12 protein-coding genes and 1 tRNA gene are annotated in these 18,155 nt (G+C 64.9%); 5 read left to right on the forward strand and 8 right to left on the reverse strand.

Annotated elements, in window-relative coordinates; genetic code table 11:
• Nucleotides 1-2 precede the first annotated feature (2 nt).
• Both BR78_RS0119760 and BR78_RS0119765 read left to right on the forward strand, forming a co-directional pair.
• The gene (locus tag BR78_RS0119760; RefSeq protein ID WP_029727483.1) at nucleotides 3-701 is read left to right on the forward strand and encodes a tetratricopeptide repeat protein; all 699 of its coding nucleotides are present in this window, start codon (nucleotides 3-5) and stop codon (nucleotides 699-701) included.
• Nucleotides 698-1,381, forward strand: coding sequence for a Fe2+-dependent dioxygenase (locus BR78_RS0119765; RefSeq protein WP_029937492.1), 684 nt, complete (start codon nucleotides 698-700; stop codon nucleotides 1,379-1,381). The genes BR78_RS0119760 and BR78_RS0119765 overlap by 4 nt, the downstream gene beginning before the upstream one ends.
• Nucleotides 1,382-1,522: 141 nt before the next feature.
• Here BR78_RS0119765 and BR78_RS0119770 read toward each other — a convergent pair whose 3' ends face one another.
• The 6 genes from BR78_RS0119770 to BR78_RS0119795 all read right to left on the reverse strand — a co-directional run bounded on the left by BR78_RS0119770 (nucleotide 1,523) and on the right by BR78_RS0119795 (nucleotide 11,004).
• Entirely contained in the window at nucleotides 1,523-2,398 is an 876-nt protein-coding gene (locus BR78_RS0119770) for an FAD:protein FMN transferase (protein ID WP_029937493.1), read from the reverse strand.
• Nucleotides 2,399-2,493: 95 nt separating this feature from the next.
• Nucleotides 2,494-3,378, reverse strand: a complete 885-nt coding sequence (locus tag BR78_RS0119775; RefSeq protein WP_029937494.1) for a DUF4198 domain-containing protein — start codon at nucleotides 3,376-3,378, stop codon at nucleotides 2,494-2,496.
• A 12-nt stretch (nucleotides 3,379-3,390) separates the two neighbouring features.
• Complete coding sequence (locus tag BR78_RS0119780) at nucleotides 3,391-3,915, reverse strand: DUF2271 domain-containing protein (protein ID WP_025587507.1); 525 nt, start codon at nucleotides 3,913-3,915, stop codon at nucleotides 3,391-3,393.
• A 16-nt stretch (nucleotides 3,916-3,931) separates the two neighbouring features.
• On the reverse strand, nucleotides 3,932-4,576 hold the full coding sequence (locus BR78_RS0119785; RefSeq protein WP_025587506.1) for a PepSY-associated TM helix domain-containing protein: 645 nt from the start codon (nucleotides 4,574-4,576) through the stop codon (nucleotides 3,932-3,934).
• 466 nt (nucleotides 4,577-5,042) lie between these two features.
• The gene (locus BR78_RS0119790) at nucleotides 5,043-9,656 is read right to left on the reverse strand and encodes an NAD-glutamate dehydrogenase (RefSeq protein WP_443027692.1); all 4,614 of its coding nucleotides are present in this window, start codon (nucleotides 9,654-9,656) and stop codon (nucleotides 5,043-5,045) included.
• A gap of 94 nt (nucleotides 9,657-9,750) precedes the next feature.
• Complete coding sequence (locus BR78_RS0119795; RefSeq protein ID WP_025587503.1) at nucleotides 9,751-11,004, reverse strand: PAS domain-containing protein; 1,254 nt, start codon at nucleotides 11,002-11,004, stop codon at nucleotides 9,751-9,753.
• A 203-nt stretch (nucleotides 11,005-11,207) separates the two neighbouring features.
• On the opposite strand from BR78_RS0119795, the gene BR78_RS0119800 reads away from it, so the two are divergent.
• Nucleotides 11,208-11,283, forward strand: a tRNA-Thr gene (locus tag BR78_RS0119800).
• A gap of 104 nt (nucleotides 11,284-11,387) precedes the next feature.
• Nucleotides 11,388-12,566 carry a winged helix-turn-helix domain-containing protein gene (locus BR78_RS0119805; protein WP_037567243.1) on the forward strand — a complete coding sequence of 393 codons (1,179 nt, stop codon included), beginning with the start codon at nucleotides 11,388-11,390 and terminating at the stop codon, nucleotides 12,564-12,566.
• Nucleotides 12,567-12,647: 81 nt separating this feature from the next.
• Here BR78_RS0119805 and BR78_RS0119810 read toward each other — a convergent pair whose 3' ends face one another.
• Both BR78_RS0119810 and BR78_RS0119815 read right to left on the reverse strand, forming a co-directional pair.
• Nucleotides 12,648-13,412, reverse strand: coding sequence for a LytR/AlgR family response regulator transcription factor (locus tag BR78_RS0119810; RefSeq protein ID WP_231478350.1), 765 nt, complete (start codon nucleotides 13,410-13,412; stop codon nucleotides 12,648-12,650).
• Nucleotides 13,413-13,449: 37 nt separating this feature from the next.
• Nucleotides 13,450-14,604, reverse strand: a complete 1,155-nt coding sequence (locus tag BR78_RS0119815; RefSeq protein WP_197021414.1) for a sensor histidine kinase — start codon at nucleotides 14,602-14,604, stop codon at nucleotides 13,450-13,452.
• Nucleotides 14,605-15,229: 625 nt separating this feature from the next.
• On the opposite strand from BR78_RS0119815, the gene BR78_RS0119820 reads away from it, so the two are divergent.
• Nucleotides 15,230-18,136, forward strand: a complete 2,907-nt coding sequence (locus BR78_RS0119820) for a TonB-dependent receptor (RefSeq protein ID WP_025587501.1) — start codon at nucleotides 15,230-15,232, stop codon at nucleotides 18,134-18,136.
• The last annotated feature ends 19 nt before the right edge of the window (nucleotides 18,137-18,155 follow it).

Raw genomic sequence — 18,155 nt, forward strand, 5'->3', positions numbered from 1 at the left:
CGTTGCGCGAAACGCTCGACTCCATCTCCCCTCAGGAGATCGCCGCCCGCCTTTCCGGCTCGCCGGAAGCGCGGGCGGCGCTGATTCGCGAAGGCGCCGAGGCGGGCGTTGCGGAAGCACAGGCGATCCATGGCCAGATGCTCCTCGACACCGGCGACGCCCGTGCCGCCTTCGCCTGGTTCAACAAGGCGGCGGCCCAGGGGCATCTGATGGCCCTCAACATGGTCGGGCGCTGCTACGATCTCGGCTGGGGCACGCCGGTGAACAAGTCACGTGCCGCCGAATGCTTCCGCATCGCCGCGACACGCGGGCTCGACTGGGGCATGTACAATTACGCCACTGCACTCGCGCTCGGCGACGGCGTGCCCGAAGACAAGCCCGCGGCTCTGGACTGGTTCGAAAAGGCGGCCGCGATGGGCAATGCCAAAGCCGTCAATTATATCGGCAGCTTCCACGAGGACGGCTGGGTCGTGCCCTGCGATAGGGTCAAGGCCGCCGACTGTTATGCTCAGGCCGCGGAAGGCGGCGATTTCCGCGGGCAGTTCAATCATGCGCGGATGCTTGCCGAAAGCGGCGACCTCAAAGGCGCACGGGATTGGCTGATACGATGCGGCGAGACCGCAACCGAAGCGTTCCTCGACAAAACTCGCCTGTGGCTTCGCAACTCCCGTTGGCCCGAGCTCGAAAGCGCGTTGCCGTGATGATCGCGATCCCCCATCTGCTTTCACCCGACGAATTGGCGCAGCTCCGCACCATCATCGACGCCGCCGAATGGGTCGACGGCAACGTCACCTCGGGACATCAATCGGCGCTCGCCAAGAAGAACGAGCAATTGCCCGAGGGCAGCGCGGCGGCGAAGGAAGCCGGGGCGATCGTCCTCGAGGCGCTCGGCAAATCGCCCTTGTTCTTCGCTGCGGCGCTGCCGCTCAAGGTCTTCCCGCCTTTGTTCAACCGCTATGGCGAGGGCCAGACTTTCGGCACGCATGTCGACAATGCGATCCGCATCCAGCGCGGCACCGAATTCCGGATCCGCAGCGATCTCTCGATGACCGTCTTCCTCGAGGATTCCGGCGCCTATGACGGCGGCGAACTGGTGGTCGAGGATCATTTCGGAGTGCAACGGGTCAAGCTGCCCGCCGGGCATGCGGTGCTCTATCCCTCGTCGAGCCTGCATCATGTCACGCCAGTGACGCGCGGCGTGCGGGTGGCGAGCTTCTTCTGGCTCCAGTCGATGATCCGCGACGACGGGGCGCGGCGGACCTTGTTCGATCTGGACCAGTCGGTCCAGCGGCTCACCGCCCAGCTCGGCGGCACCGACCGATCGGTGATCGAGCTGACGGGGGTGTACCACAATCTGCTCAGGATGTGGGCCGACGCCTAAGTTGACACTCCCGCGGGTTTTGCAAAGCAGTGCCGCGTCACCGGGCGATCTTCAAGCTTTGTTCTAGGACGGATCGGCATTCAGGCGAGCGAGGGTTTTCAATCCTCCTCCGCCAGGGGGAGGATTGAATATCGATCCGTCCTAGCCCAGCATCGCCTGCAGCGTAGGCGACAAATGTTCGCCGCCGCCGCGGACCAGCATGCGGACGGCCAAGCCCTCGCGTTCGGCGAGCATCATGCCGGCGGGGCCGAGCACGCCGAGCGCGGTCGCCCAGGCATCGGCATGCATGCAGCTGGTGTGAATGACACTGACCGAGGCGACATGGTTCTGGAGCGGCCTGCCGGTACGCGGGTCGATAGTGTGGGCGTAGCGGCGGCCATCGGCGTCGAAGCCGCGGCGATAATCGCCCGAGGTGGCGATCGACAGGCCGTGGAGCGCAATGCGCAGCGGCGCGGCGGCCACGCCGGGAACGGCTTCGCAATCGACCCACCAGGGCTGGCCGTCGGGCTTGATGCCTTCGCCGCGCAGCTCCCCCCCTATCTCGACGAGGAAGTCCGCAAGGCCGAGCCCGCGCAGACGCTCGGCGACCGCGTCGACGGCATAGCCCTTGGCGATGCCCGAGAAATCAAGGGCGGCGGGCGCGGTGCGGCGGGCGCGAGCGCCGTCCTGCTCGATATGGCGACGGCCCGAGCGGGCCAGCGCCTCGGCAATTGCGGTGTCAGCGGGGAAAGGTTGCGGGCCTGCGGGGCCGAAGCCCCAGAGATCGGCGAGCGCGCCCATCGCAGGATCGAAGGCGCCGTCACTCGCCTCGGCGATCGCGAGGCCGGTGGCGAGGACCTGCGCGAAGCCGGGCGGAAGCGGCTGCCAGCGGCCAGGCTCGGCCCGGTTGAAGCGGCTTAGGTTCGAGCCCGGCTCCCAATGACTCATCTCGGCGACGATGCGGGCGAGCACGCCATGGATCTCGGCGCGCAGTCCGAGCGGAGGATCGACCGCGCGGACCAACCAGCTCGTCCCCATCGTCTCGCCGCCCAGGGAAACGAGCGGGGCACCCGCACGGCGGCGATGGAACGCCGCCGACGAGAGCCCCACCGGAATCGCGATCCTGGCTTCGGTCAGGGGGCGAGCACCTCGACCGTGGTGACGTAACTCACGCGGCGCTGGGGCGGCCCGGCCGGACGGCCCGCACCCTGCGGTCCGCCGGTGCCGGGAGCGCCCATGCCCTGGCCACCCGGTCCGCCAGCCCCCTCCTGGCGCGGCCGCGTAGGCGTGACGTTGACCCAATAGAGGCCGGGATCGGGCCAGTTGATCGAGACCTTGCCGTCGGCGCCGGTCTTGAGATCCTGCTGCTTGAGCGTGTCGCGATAGCGGATACCGCCGGGGATCACGGTGACGAACAGATCGGGCGCCGGCTTGCCGTCGAGCAGGAACTGGAAGGTCGCGGGCTCACCGACGACGAGGTCGTTCGGGTGGGTGACCGGCACCAGCTCGATACCCTTGCCTGTCGGCTTGAACACCGTCGTGGTCGGCGCGCCTTGAGTCACATAGATCTCGTTGCGGATGACGCTCTCGGCGGTCTGGACGTCGGTGGCGCCCGCCGGGATCACGCTGGCAAGCTTGTCGACCGTGGTGCCGCGCGGGATCATCTTGCGCTCGCCGTTCAACTGGTAGCTGCCGAACACGCCCCGGTTGACCACGCCGATGCGATAGGTGCCCTGCTGCGTCAGGTGCACGTCGAAGGTCGCGCGGAACTTGCCGACGGCATGGTTCTCGACTGTGCCTTCGGTGCCGTCGGGCTGGAGCACGGTCGGCGCCACGCGGATCGGCTGGTGATCGAAGAAGAACAGATCGTTCGACACCGCGGCGTCGACAGTCACCCAATTATCGGTGCCCGAGACCGAAGTGGACGAGGCGATCATCCACATGCGATGCGCGAGCGCCGCCGGTGCGGCGAGCGCGGCGACCGCGCCGATCGCGATGAGTGGCATGCGTAGGTTCATGATGTTCCCCCTTTAGCGCTTGAGCGTGAGCGACACGCCGCCGAGCTCGGTCGAGCCCTTGCCCGCGGCGGTGGCCGAATTTCCGTTCCAGGCGAACGGCAGGCGGACGAGCTCGCGCCCGCCGACTTCACGCGCAGCCTCGACGATGAGGGTGTAATTGCCCGGGCTCAGCACCGGCATGCCGCCGCGGCCGCCGACGAGGCGGAGCTTCTGCGGCCCCGGCGCGCGGGTGGCGCCGCTGACGCCGTCGGCCGGGAAGGACATCGACCGGCCCGAGGTACGCCACCATTGGCGGACGTCGCGCAGCCATTTGGTGCCCTCGCCGCCCTTCTTGTCGACATCGTACCAGATCTGGATCGTGCGCGGGGCGACGCCCTCCTTCTCGAGCCACATCGCGACATAGGGGCGATGATATTCGGCGACGCTGAGCTTGGGGATGGTGACCGTCAGGTCGAGCGTCTGCGCCGCGGCGGGGCCGGCGGCGAGCGCGCCGGCCCCGAAGGCAGTTGCGGTGAAACCGGTCAGGCGGATCTGCATGGCTGGCGAAACCCCTTTAGTGAATGAAGAAAATGGCGAGCAGCGCCGGAACGACGAGCCCCGCCGCCACGAGCGGCCAAGTGCTCTTGCGGTGCCGCGAATGCATCCACAGCAGCACGAGGCCGGTGAGCGTGAAGACGACGCAAGCGAGCACGAAGATATCGATGAACCACTTCCACACCGGGCCGGCATTGCGGCCTTTGTGGAGATCGTTGAGCCAGGCGATCCAGCCGCGCGAGCTGACTTCGCTGGTCACTGCGCCCGTCTCCCGATCGATCGAGATCCAGCCGTCGCCGCCGGGGCGCGGGAGCGCGAGATATACTGTGTCGATCGACCATTCGGCATCGCCCGCGGTAGGCATTTCGAGCTTTTCGCCGACGAACTTCGCAACATCCGCGGGCAACGGCTTCTTGCTGTCCGAGGCGTCGTCAGGCTTCACACGGGCAAGCAGAGCAGGCGGCAATTGCGCGGCGCGCTCGACCGATTTGGGCGTGGCCTCGATCTCGGCGGCGTGATTGAGCGTGAAGCCGGTGATCGCGAACAGCAGCAGTCCGATCAGGCTCACCGCTGAGCTCATCCAATGCCACATATGGAGCTGCTTCAGCCAGAAGCTCTTCCGGCTGCGCTTCACCTTGGCCGGCGCTGCTGTGGTACCATGCATGGACAGGGACGAACTCGAACGATTGGGCTGCCGTCGATAACGCGAACCATTCGCAATTACAATCGCGAGGGGGGATTGCCTGATGACATTCTCCTTCGTCATCCCGGCCGAAGTGCCGGGGTCCACCGCGCCGCGATCGAGAAGCAGGAGGCGCGAGTGCTTCCGGTACCCACAGTGGATCCCGGCACTCCGACCGGGATGACGAGGTAGAAAGGAAATACCGCGGTGCGCCGACCAGCCCTAAGGCGCTACTTTCCCGCCGCCCGACAGAGGCGACTTGCAATGTAGGATTTCGTCTGGTGCACTTCGGCCGGCGGCGCGCGATCGCGTGCCGCTCCCGCTCTTTGACGCCGTCGATCTCCCGCCACACACACGCAACATTGATGCGCAACTGCGCAACGTTTGTTCACGATTCGCGAGAAAAGTGCGAAGTTAAGCCGGCGAAATCCTATTTTCGCGGCTCTTCCTACCGCCCCAGCAACACGCGCGCCTGCCCCGCGATCTGCGCGAGCATCGCCGCATTGGGCGACGCCACCTGCCGCGCACGCCGTACCAGATTGGCGAATTGCTCGACGCGCGGCCGGTTCGCCTCCAGCCACGCGTCGACCGCCGCCCGCGGGTCCGTCTCTTCCGAACGGCTCAGGAAGTCCAGGCGGAGCTGCTGGAAGTCGCGTGCGAGGCCGGCGATGAGCAGTCGCTCCCACGGATCGCCGGTGGTGATCCGCGCTGCGGTCGACTGTGCCCAGTCGAGCCCGAGCGCCTGCCCCAGATGGGTGAAGGCGCGGGTGAGCACGGTCTCGTCGATCCCTTTGCGGACGCCCAGTTCGGCAAGGCCGACCGCGCCGTCCATCTCGAACAGGCGGACCACCTTGGCGACCAGCTCTGGCGGCGCGCCGGCCGCTTCGAGCTTACCCGAGATGCGCCCGCTCTGCGTCTTCACTTCATCGAGCAGCAGCGCCTTGGCCTGCTTGTCGAGCGCGTCGATGCCGGGCTTGAGCCGCGCGATCACTTCGGCCGGGCTGGCACCGGGCCGGCAGACACGCAGCAAATCGGCGACCTGACCGCGCACCGCGACCGCCATCTCATCAAGCAAGGCGATGCGCGCGCCTTCGCCGATCCCGGCGTTCTCGACCGCTTCCCACACTGCGGGAAGGCAGAACAGCCGCTCGGCGACGACGAACATCGCCGCGATATCGGCCATCGAGGCGCCTTCCTCCTCGGCAAGCTCGAAGGGGTGGAGCACGCCGAGGCGATTGACGATGCGGTTGGCGAGCTTGGTCGCGACGATCTCGCCCCGCAGGCGATGCTCGTCGATCGCCGTGGCGAAGCGCTGCTGCATCGCGTGCGGGAACGCGGCGCGCAGATCGTCCTCGAGTTCGGGATCGGCACCCAGCCGGCCATGCTCGATCGCGTCCTGCAAAGCGAGCTTGGTCGAGGCGAGCAGCACGGATAGCTCGGGTCGGGTGAGCCCCCTGCCCTCCTGCGCGCGGCGGAGAAGCTCTTCGTTCGACGAGAGCCCCTCGACTGCGCGATCCAGCCGGCCGGTGCCTTCGAGGATCTCGATCACCCGGACATAGCTGGGCAGCGACACCGCACCGTCATTCTCCATGAAGGAGAGCGCGAGCGTCTGGAGACGATTGTCCTCGAGCACGAGATGCGCGACGTCGTCGGTCATCTCGGCGAGCAACGTGTTGCGATCCTCGAAGCTGAGTCGGCCCTCGATCACTTCGCGGTTGAGCGCGATCTTGATGTTGACTTCGTTGTCCGAACAATCGACGCCTGCCGAATTGTCGATGAAGTCGGTGTTGATCCGGCCGCCATGGCTGGCGAAGGCGATGCGCGCGGCTTGCGTCACGCCGAGATTGGCACCCTCGCCGATCGCTTTCGCGCGGAGCTGCTCGGCATTGACGCGGAGGCGGTCGTTGGCGGGATCGCCGACATCGACATGGCTCTCGCTCGCCGCCTTCACATAGGTGCCGATGCCGCCGAACCAGAGCAAGTCGACCTGCGCCTTGAGGATCGCCGAGATCAGGCTCGTCGGATCGATCTCGGCGACGTCGAGGCCGAGCATCGCCTGCACTTCGGCGCTCAAGGGAATCGACTTCTCGGTGCGCGGGAACACGCCGCCGCCCTGCGAGATCAGCTCCGGATTATAGTCGGCCCAGCTGGAGCGGGGCAGTGCGAACATGCGCGCGCGCTCGTCCCAGCTCTTCGCCGGATCCGGATCGGGATCGAGGAAGATGTGGCGATGGTCGAACGCCGCGACGACCTTCAGAGCTTTGGACAGCAACATGCCGTTGCCGAACACGTCGCCCGACATGTCTCCGCAGCCCGCGACGCGGATGGGCTCGGACTGCACGTCGACGCCCATTTCGAGGAAGTGGCGGCGGACCGAGATCCAGGCACCCTTGGCGGTGATCCCCATCGCCTTGTGATCATAGCCGTGGCTACCACCCGAGGCGAAGGCATCGCCCAGCCAGAAGTTGCGCTCGACCGCGAGCGCATTGGCGACGTCGGAGAAGGTGGCGGTGCCCTTGTCCGCCGCGACGACGAAATAGGGATCCTCGCCGTCGAGGATCGCGACCCGCTCGGGATGGACGACCTTGCCCGCGACGATGTTGTCGGTGACCGACAGAAGCGCGCGGATGAAGACGCGGTAGCTTTCGGTGCCCTCGGCGAACCAGGCATCGCGATCGACCGCGGGCGAGGGCAGCAGCTTGGGATAGAAGCCGCCCTTGGCGCCGGTCGGCACGATCACGGCGTTCTTGACGCGTTGCGCCTTCATCAGCCCGAGGATCTCGGTGCGGAAATCGTCGCGCCGGTCGGACCAGCGCAGCCCGCCGCGCGCGATCGGGCCGGCACGCAGGTGGATGCCCTCGACACGCGGGCTGTACACCCAGATCTCGCGCCAGGGGAGCGGGGCGGGAAGCCCGGGGACCTTGGCCGAATCCATCTTGAAGGCGAGCGCTTCGGCCGCGGCGGGCGCGAAGGCGTTGGTCCTGAGCGTCGCAAGGACGACGCCGCGCAGCGTCCGGAGAATACGATCGTCGTCGATCGCCGAGACCTGGTCGAGCCCGGCGTCGATCGCCTTTGTCGCGGCCTTGAGGGCGCTTTCGTCCTTGCCGGCGCGTGCGGGATCGTGCGCGGCCTCGAACCGCTCGATCAGCGCGGCAGCGACCTTGGGCGCGCGACGCAGCGCATCGACCACCGTGGCCATGCCATAATTCATGCCGGTCTGGCGCAGATAGCGGAACCATGCGCGGAACAGCACGACCGAAGTCGAGCGCATCCCGCCTTCGACGATCAGCCGGTTGAAGATGTCGTTCTCGGCCCGGCCTTCGAGCACCGCGGCGATCGCATCCTCCACCGGCGTCGGGTCGGCGGCGAGTGCCGGGGCGGTGCCGGTCAGCGCGACTTCGAAATCGTGGAGGAAGACGCCGTTGGCGAGCTGCGTCGGGACTTCCTCGATCACCCGGAAGCCGAAATTCTCGAATGCGGGTACCGCATCGGACAGCGCCAGCGCTCCGCCCTGGGCATAGAGCTTGATGCGATACTGGCCCTTGTTGTCGGGATGCGGGACGATCCGCACCGAGCGGTCGCCCGCGCCCTCCAGCGTGGCGATCCGGAGAATGTCGCGCGCAGCCTCTTCGGGCGTGCTGGTGGCGCGATAGACCGCTGGGAAGGCATTGGCGAAGCGCAATGCTAGCCGCGTCGACGCGGCGCCGGCCTGCTCGACCAGCGCGGCCTCGACCGCCGGCACCCAGCCACGCAGCATCCGTTCCAGCCGCGCATCGAGTTCGCGGGCATCGGGCATGACTCCACCGCCGCGCAGATCGAGCGTGTAGCGCAGCAAGGCGACGACACCGTCCTCGAGCGCGATCGACCAGTTGATCAGCTTGGCGCCGGCGGCATCGGCGAGCATGTTGCCGATCGCCTCGCGACGGCCGGTCGAGACCTCATCGCGCGGCAGCCATACGAAGGCGAAGAGATGCCGCCCGAGCAGGCTGCGGACGAGCACGAGCTTCGAGCGTGGCCGATCGGCGACCGACATCGCAGTGAGCACGAGATTCTCGAGCGAGGCGGGATCGAACGCCGTGGTCAGATCGTGCGGCAAGGCGGTCAGCGCGTGCGACATCGCCTTGCCGGTATGTCCCTTGGGATCGAAACCGAACTTCTTCTCGAGCGCGCCGAGCCGGGCGCGCAGCACCGGCACGTCTTGCGGATCAGCGAACAAGGCCGCGCTTGTCCACAGCCCCGCATGGATCGACAGACCGGTAACCTCGGCGCCGGTGAGGATCGGCAGCACGACGATGTCGAGCGGCACCCGGCGATGCACGGTCGAGATCGAATTGGATTTGAGCAGCAGGGGCGCCTCGCCGCCCTTTTGGAAATGCTCGACTGCCGCCTTGCGCGAGGCCTCGGCGAGAATCGGCGTCTCGAGCGCAAAGCGCGCGATCCCGAGCTGATCGGAGACACTACCGTCGGTGCGCCACTTCTCGTGCGCGAGCAGCGTCATCGCGCCATCGAGGAACCAGCGCAACAGGGCGGTGCCTTCGGGCATGGCAAGCGCGCCGGCATCGGCGAACATCGCCGCCTGGAGCGCACGCCAGTCCTCCACGGCGCTACGCACCTGTTCGAGCGTGCGTTCGATTTCCGCGACGAGGCCGCGGCGGGTGCGCGCGTCGCTGCGCTCCATTTCGATATAGATCATCGATTCGCGCCGCGCGGCGGAGGCATCGGGCCCGATCGAAACGAGCTTGCCCGCGCCGTCGCGCTCGACGGCGATTACCGGGTGGATGATTCGAAAGATCGCGATGTCGTGCGCGGCGATCGCGCTGGAGATCGAATCGACGAGAAACGGCATGTCGTCGTTGACCACCGCGAGCCGCATGCTGCGGCGTTCATCGTCGAGATAGGTCTCCAGCCGGATCTGCGGGGTGCCCGGCGGACGCACCGCCGCGGCTTCGGCGACGAAGCCAGCCGCTTCCGCGCGCTCCCCCTCGTCAAACCCTTCCAGCTCTCCCGGCAGCGCTCCTTCGAGCAGCCGCGCCTCGAACGCCTGCGTGAGCGACGTCATCATGCTTTTCATGGGCGCCGCTATGCTCTGCCCCGCGCCCGACCTCAAGGCTCGGTGCGCAAGAAAAGTAACTATTGCGACTAGTTTGTCGAAAAACTTAGGCCGCGGCCTTGCGGATCGCGCGCTCGGTCAGCGCCGTATCGTCCTCGAAGCTGGCGACGATATCGAGGCCCTGCTTGCCCGCGCGGGCGAGCAGCACGACAAACTCGCCCTGCCCGGCATGGATGTCGACATGGCCGAGAGGCGGGCGGCTGCGCAGCTCTTGCGCGGCCTGCGCGAAGACATCGCGCTTCGGCGCCGGCCGGCGATGATCGCGCTCGGCCTTGACCACGCCCTTGATGCCGCCCTCGGCGACTTCGAGGAACGCGTCGAGCCCGCCCTGCGGCACGTCCTGGCGCCGGGCATAAGTGAGCACCGCGGCGAATTCGGTGAGTCGAGTCTTGTCGTAATTGGCGCCGAAGACGAGCTTGACCGGCGGCGTCATCGGCGCGCGTGCCTGAGCGGCGAGGCCAGCGTCGCTGAGCAATGCCTTGTAATCGTCGGGTGCAGTTTCGGCGGCGCGCGCGAAATCATAGGCACGACTGAGGGCCCGATAGAGCGCCGAACGACTGCGTGTGTCGGACGCGCGCGCAGCCGCTGCCGATTCGCGCGCCACCATCAACAGATCGGCGAGAGTCGAATCGTAAAGCAGCGCCTCGACGACTTCGGGCGCATCGAAGCCGGCGCTGGGACCATCGGCCCACACCGCGGCAGCCACCGGTTGCTGCGGAGCAGCACGGCGCGATTCCTCGACCTCGGCATTAAGCCGCGCCTGGGTCTCGGCGTCGACGAGTTCCTTCCAGTTGATCACGCCATAGATGAAGTCGATCGTCTCTCCGTCCGACGAGAAGGGCGTCAAAATGCCGCGGTACAGCGTGTTGTGGCCACGCTGCCCGACGAACTCGGCCTCGAAGCCGATCGGCGCGCGATTGGCGATGATCTGGAGATAATGGTCGGTGAGGCGCGAGAGCAAAGAGCGGCTCGGCACTTCGCCGACGGTCTGGATCGAGGGAGTGAAGCCGCATTCCTCACGCAGCGATTCGCCGAGGAAGCGTATCGAGGGATCCGAGACGCCTCGAGTAAAGTCGAGCAAAACGCTGTGGGGGCCGAAATCGGCGATATTCTCGGGATCGAGATCCTCGATCGACGGATAGGCACGGCCCTGGAGCAGCGAGACCCAATGGTTGTACGCGCGCACATGCATGCGGCGCTCATCGGAGCCGATCTCCATCGGCCGATCCGAAACGGCGTCGTCGTTCGATCCCTCTGGAACCGAGTCGAAGGGCTCATTGATGCCGCGAGCCATGTCCATACGCGTGCTCCGTTGCGGGCAACCCGCCCGATCCTTGAGCCACTGCTTGTGCACCCCCCGTGGTAAACGACGCGTAAAGTCCGACGGGTAAGTATTGTTGCGGGTGGGCGGACAGCGGCGCGGCAAGCAAATCGCAACGCTTGTCAGCTACGAATCATGCTGGTAAGCGCGCGCTCTCTTTCGAGGCGACGCGCTTCGGACGGGCCGCTTTAGCTCAGCTGGTAGAGCATCGCATTCGTAATGCGGGGGTCACAGGTTCGAGTCCTGTAAGCGGCACCACTCCTTTTCATCCAGTTTCTTCGAAACTTGCCGTGCAAATCTCTCGCGGCTGGGGCTCCGCCTGGGGTTGACGCTTTTACCTCGCAGCGGCCAAGCAGTGGCTGGTGTCGACCACCCTCTCCATCAAAGACGCGCGGCGGATCGCGCTCGCGGCGCAGGGTTTCGGAATTCGACATCCCGAACGAACGAACGCCGCACATCTGCGGAAAACCCTCGGCCGCCTCGGGCTCTTCCAGCTCGACAGCGTCAACGTTCTCACCCGGGCGCACTATCTTCCCGCCTTCTCGCGGCTCGGCAGCTATGACCGTACGCTGCTGGAGCGCGATGCCTGGGGTCCTGTGCGACAGCGGCGCCTGTTCGAATATTGGGCCCATGAAGCTTCGCTGCTTCCGCTCGATCTCCACCCGTTGTTGCGCTGGCGCATGGCGCGCGCCGAACGCGGCGAGATCGGCTATCAAAGCCTGAAGCGCTTTGCGGTCGAGCACCGGCCTGAAGCGCAGGCGATACTCGACCGGATCGCCGCCGAGGGGCCGATGGCGGCCGCCGATTTCGAGAATGGATCGAGCAAGAGCGGCTGGTGGGAATGGAGCCATACCAAGCACGCACTCGAATGGCTGTTCTGGTCGGGCAAGATCACCACCGCCACGCGCCGCGGCAGCTTCGCCCGGCTCTATGACCTGCCCGAGCGCGTGTTGCCCAAGGCCATCCTCGATCTGCCCACTCCGGATGCCGCTAGCGCGCAACGCGCATTGATCGAACGCAGTGCACGGGTGCTCGGCGTCGCGACCGCCGCGGATCTGCGCGACTATTATCGGCTGAAGCCCGAAGAAGCAGATCATGCGATCGCCGCCCAGGCGGAGGCGGGCGCGCTGATCCCCATCCGGGTCGAAGGCTGGAGCCAGAAGGCCTGGATGCACCGCGACGCCCGCCTGCCCCGCCGCGTGCGCGGTGCTGCGCTGCTTGCCCCGTTCGATCCCCTGGTCTGGGAGCGCAGCCGCGCCGAACGGCTGTTCGGTTTCCGCTACCGCATCGAGATCTATGTGCCGCAGGACAAGCGCATCCACGGTTATTACGTGCTGCCCTTCCTGATGGACGAGGCGCTGGTCGCGCGCGTCGATCTCAAGGCCGATCGCCAGGCCGGCATCCTTCTCGCACACCGCGTCATACTTGAGCCTTACGCGCCCGCCGAAACCGTGGAGCGTCTTGCGATCGAGCTCGATCGGATGGCGGCATGGCTAGGGCTCGATGCCGTCCGGGTCGGCAAGATCATCCAGCCGTCCTGATCACCGGAAGCGCTATGGAACGTTCCGGGAAACGCCACCGACCTCGCCGGCCGAGCCAATGCACGGCCGAACGAAAAGATGTCAGAGGGTCTGCCCCAATATCGCTTCAACTTCGCCGCGATAGGTGCGGCTCATCATGAGCCTCGTCCCGGTCTTGAGCATCACTTCGAATTCGCCATGTGAGCGGCGTTCGAGGCATTCGATCGATCTGACGTTGACGATGTGCGACCGGTGAATCCGAACGAAGCGGAAGGGGTCGAGCCGGCTTGCCACCGCCGCCAGCCCGGCGCGATACAGGAACGCGTCGCCTTTCGAATGCACGGTCACATACACGCCCGCCGCTTCGACCCAATCGATATCCTCGGTCATCACCAGGCGGGTCGTGTCGCGCGACTTCACTGCGATCCAGTCCCAGATCTCGCCGGGCCTGGCGCGCTTCGCAACCAGCTTGAGGAGCTCGGGGCCGAAGGCATTGGCGCCATCCGAACCGGAAGGCCCGTCGCCCAGGCGCTCCTTGACCCGCTCCATCGTCCTGTCGAAGCGTCGGTCGCTGAACGGCTTGAGCAGATAGTCGACCGCTTCCACCTCGAAAGCCTGAATTGCGAAGCGATCATAAGCGGTGACGAACACCGTAACCGGCATGTTTTCCGGACCCACCGCGTCTATCACCCCGAAGCCGTCGACGCCGGGCATCTGCACGTCGAGGAACACGATATCGGGCCGCGCGTCCTGGATCATCGCGATCGCGGCCAATCCGTTCTCTGCGCTCAGGGTCGTCGCGATATCGGCATCCTTTGCCAGCAGATCGCAAATTCGCCTGCGTGCCGGCGCTTCGTCGTCCACCACCAGTGCACGAAGGGGTCTGGACTGCGATGCCACGCGCCTAGGCTCCGGTCCTGTGCAGCGGAATGCGGATGGCCACTTCCGTGCCTCCGCCCCTGCGCCGCGAAATGGTGAAATCGTGACCCTCAGGCTCGGCATAAAGCGCCTGGAAGCGTTCGCGCGTCACGCGTATTCCGAGACCCTCGGAGGTTTCCATCCTCCAATGAGTCGGCAAGCCGACACCGTCATCAAGCACCTTGATGTACAGCTGGCTGCCGATGTGCCGGGCCGAAACCACGATCTCCCCGCCGGACATGCGGCCTTCCAGTCCATGCCGAACTGCGTTTTCTACGAGCGGCTGCAGAAACATCGACGGCACCATGGCCGAGAGCGCCGCCGAACTGACCTTGATCTGAATGTCGATCCTCTCTCCGAAGCGGAGCTTCTGGATCGCGATATAATGATCGAGCAGCGCAAGCTCCTGCGCGAGCGTTATCTCCGTGCTGCCCTGACATTCGAGGGATCGCCGCAGCAGCGCCCCGAGATCCTCTATCATATCCCGGGCGAGCTCGGGGCTCGCCGCAAGCTCGGACGAGATGGCGTTCAGGGTATTGAACAGGAAATGGGGTTCGAGCTGGAGGCGCAGCGCATTCAGATGGGATTCGACAAGCCGCTTCTCGACCCGCGCCAATTCTATCTGACTGTTCATGAAGCGATTATAATATTTAAAAGCCTGAAGAGTGCCAATAATATAACAATATGTCCCCCAACCACCAAGATAGAAGTAAATAGCATATTCGGTATTCCTGATTGGGTTCCAGTATATATTAGGTATTGGATACAATATTAGCCCGGCTAGATAGGCATGAATAAGGCTAAACGGAACACTCAACACCAGATGTATGGCCGCTACACGAACGATACTTTGATAGGCCAACGTCAGTTTACGATCGACCAATAATATCGCGGGCGTGAGCAGTGCCCAGGTCCAGGCTTCGACAAATTTGCTGATGGTCTCGCTCCATCGAAAGCCGTCCACCATGTCCGGCACTGCGATGAAAACGCCCACCACCGTCCACAGGAGAAAGATCAGGATCGCCGGCATCAGCTTCGCTCGCCAGGTTTTGATCCGGGACGCGCCCTCGGGCGCGGAGAGAATCCCTAGCTGGCTTGAGAAGTCCGGGCCGGACGCAAACTTGTGAAGGGCGCGATTCATATGCATCATTATCGATCAATCCGGCGATGGGTTGAAGTGCCTGTCGCGTGCAGCCCGTGGCACGCGACAAAATGCTTCGAAGCGCACTCTCCAGTCTTTCGAAAGGACCGTCTCTCGAAAGGACCGCGGCACCTGCGCGCCCGGATTGGGATGCCCCGGGCGGGCATGGATCGTATCCCTGCGATTTCGCCAGTGGCCTTTGAGCGAACCAGCCCACGTGCTGACCATCCATTGGGGAGCGGCCGGTCGCGAGCCTGCACTGTCCCTTCAACGCCTACATTAAACAAGATGTCCGAACTGTTTCTGGCGAAAATGTTACGAAGCGGACTGGTATTTTGTCGAGTGGACTCAGAATTCGCAGACCGGCTCAAGCCCGCGGTTTTCCGCCCTTAAATCAGTATTTTATCCTACAAATCGTGCTTCCCCTGAATGGACTCAACGAAGAGTTTGTGGCCTTTGTGAGGGCGTTAGAGCTGGCCCATTCGCCCCGCCTTTGTGCTGGCAAATGAGAACCCGGCGACCGCTGAGCACGAGCGGCACACGAGGAGAGGGAATTACGATGCGGTTCAAGGCCAGAAGCAAGTCCGGACGTTGGCTGGGATCTTCGACTTTCGTTTTAGCAACAATGTTAGCGCTACCAGCGCTCGCCCAGACCACCGGCAGCGGCGAGGTGGAAGCCCCCGGCCCTGCTCCGACGCAGGATCAGGCCGCGGATCCGGCGGATGCGCAGAACGATACTATCGTCGTGACGGGTCGCCGCGCTGCGCTTCAGGCCGCCGACGAGCGCAAGAAGGCGTCGGAAAGCATCATCAATTCGGTCGTCGCCGACGAAGCGGGCAAGCTGCCCGACAATTCGATCACCGAAGTCCTCCAGCGCGTCTCGGGCGTGAGCATCGTGCGCTTCGGCTCGCTGGGCGATCCGGACCATTTCTCGGTCGAAGGATCGGGCATTCAGGTGCGCGGCCTCAGCGGCGTCGCCTCGCGCCTCAACGGCCGCGAGATTTTCAGCGCCAATGGCGGACGCGGACTCGTCTGGGGTGACGTAACACCCGAACTGATGTCTGCAGTCGACGTCTACAAATCGGCGACGGCCGATCTGATCGAAGGCGGGACTGGCGGCCAGATCGATCTGCGCACCAAGCTGCCGTTCGATTTCTCGCCCGGCTGGCATGCCGCCGGCAGCGCGGAAGTCAGCTACGGCGATTTGACGCAAAAGACGGATTATTCCGGATCGGCGCTTCTCTCGAATCGCTGGCACACCGGCATCGGCGATATCGGCATCCTCGTCGATCTGGCGACCAGCCAGCTCACCTCGCGGTCAAACTTCTTCCGCACCGAACCCTATTTTCGCCGGCGGTTGCTGGGCGAAACCCAGGACGTGTTCATCCCCGGCGGCTATGACTATGGCGACGAGGAATTCAAGCGCAACCGGAGCGGCATCTATGCCGCGGCACAATGGGCGCCGAGCGACGATCTGACGCTGACCGGCATCTACTTCCAGTCACGCTACAAGAACCACAACCAGTCGCACTTCGCGATGCAGACCTCGCAAGATCTGGCCGTCAACCGAAACGGGAGCACGTTCGACGATAACGGCGCGCTGTTGTCGACAAGCTCGATGTTCCTGCGCGATGCGAACACCTTCCTGCCCACCGGCGGCACCATCAATGGCGGCGGCGGCACCGAGGGCACGCGCTCGAACTCGATGACCCGGGATATCTCGGCCCAATTCAGCTGGCAGCCGGGCCAGGGCCCGCTCAAAATTTCGGGCGCCTATCAGAATACCCTGTCGACATCCCGGCTCGATCGTCTCGCGATCTTCCGCGACGTCCCCTTCCCCTCGACATTCGGCTTCGATCTGACCGGTGACTTCCCCAAGGTTACTGTACCAGCGTCGATCGCGACCACGCTCGCCAATCCGGCCAATTATAGCTGGTCGGCGGCGATGCCGCATAATGAGCGCAATCGCGGGACGATGGATTCGTTCAACCTCGATGCGGAATATACGTTCGAGGACAGCTTCTTCCGTGCCGTGAAGGTCGGCGGGCGCGTGTCGGAGCGCAGGGAGCGCGATCTCAACAACGGCTTCACCTGGACGGCGCTGGGCCGTGGGTGGAACGGCGATCCGCAATTGACCTTTGCCGACGCCCGGCCGGGGGATGTGGAATATTACGCCTTCGACAATTTCTTCCACGGCGATATCGGTGTCCCGGCGAATACGCTGTGGCCATCGATCGCGCTCCTCGAAGGCGTGACCGCCGACGAGCTGCACCGCCCTGCACCCCTGGGATATGGCGGTGCGCGGTCGCGGCCGGCTTCGTTCCTGCCGCAGGACCTGGGCCTGTGGAAGACCGAAACTTCCGCCGCTTATGCGCAGGTCCGCTTCGGGCGGGACTATGAAGCCGGCAAGCTCGGATTCTCGGGCAACATCGGCGGACGCGTAGTGCACGTGAAGAACGAGTCGCAGGGCTTCATCGTCCAGGACGCCTTCAGCTATATCCGCAATGGCCAGACGGTAAGCTTGGCGCAGCGGGTCGATCCGCGCGGAGGCACCGCGAGCTTCACGCGATTCCTGCCTTCGGTGAACCTGCAGTTGCAGCCGGCCGAGGACGTCAAGCTGCGCGCCGCCTACAACATCACGATGGACCTGCCGAACTTCAACGCGACGCGCGGCGGCGGCAACATCGGTGTCGCGACGACCTCAAATCCGATTGCGGGCCAGCCGGGCATTTTCACCAACTTCACGGCCTCGACCGGCAATCCTTTCCTGAAGCCAGCCATGTCCAACAACATCGACGTGTCGCTGGAATGGTATGCCAAGCCGGGAACGATGTTCTACCTCAATGGCTTCTACAAGCATATCAAGGACCTTCCGATCTTCTCGCTGACCCAGCGTGACGTGACCATCCGTTATCAAAACGGAACCACGGAACTCGCCAGCGCAGCGGCCTCGGACGTGATCACTGCCACGGAAGCCGCGACGGTGAAGGGCGTGGAAGTGGGCGGCCGCGCCTTCCTCGACATGCTGCCGGGTGCCCTCGCCGGCTTCGGCATCGAAGCCAACTATACCTTTATCGACAGCAAGAACCCGGGCGACCTCTATCGCGACATCTTCGGCGCGATCCGCAACGATGCGCCGCTTCAGGGTCTCTCGAAGCACAATTACAACCTCACCCTGCTCTACGAACGGAGCCAGCTCTCGGCACGCGTGGCCTATTCGTGGCGGTCGAAATATCTTCAGTCGACCAACGCGAACGGCACCACTCCGACCTATACCTATGTATCGGCGCCGGGGGCGGCCGGGCAGAGTGTGCAGATCGCGCTGCCGGTCTATGGCGATGCCTATGGCCAGGTGGACGTTGGCCTGACCTACAAGGTGACCGACAATTTGTCGTTCACCATCAGGGGCACGAACGTGCTCAACGCGACGCAGCGCACGCTGATGGGCGGATACAAGAACGACGCCATCTATACGCGGAGCTGGTTCCAGAGCGACCGGCGCATCAGTCTCGGCGCAAACCTGGCATTCTGATACCCTCCTGGTGGCGGGC

Origin of the sequence: Sphingomonas sp. UNC305MFCol5.2 (assembly GCF_000712135.1) — a bacterium.
Classification (GTDB): domain Bacteria; phylum Pseudomonadota; class Alphaproteobacteria; order Sphingomonadales; family Sphingomonadaceae; genus Sphingomonas.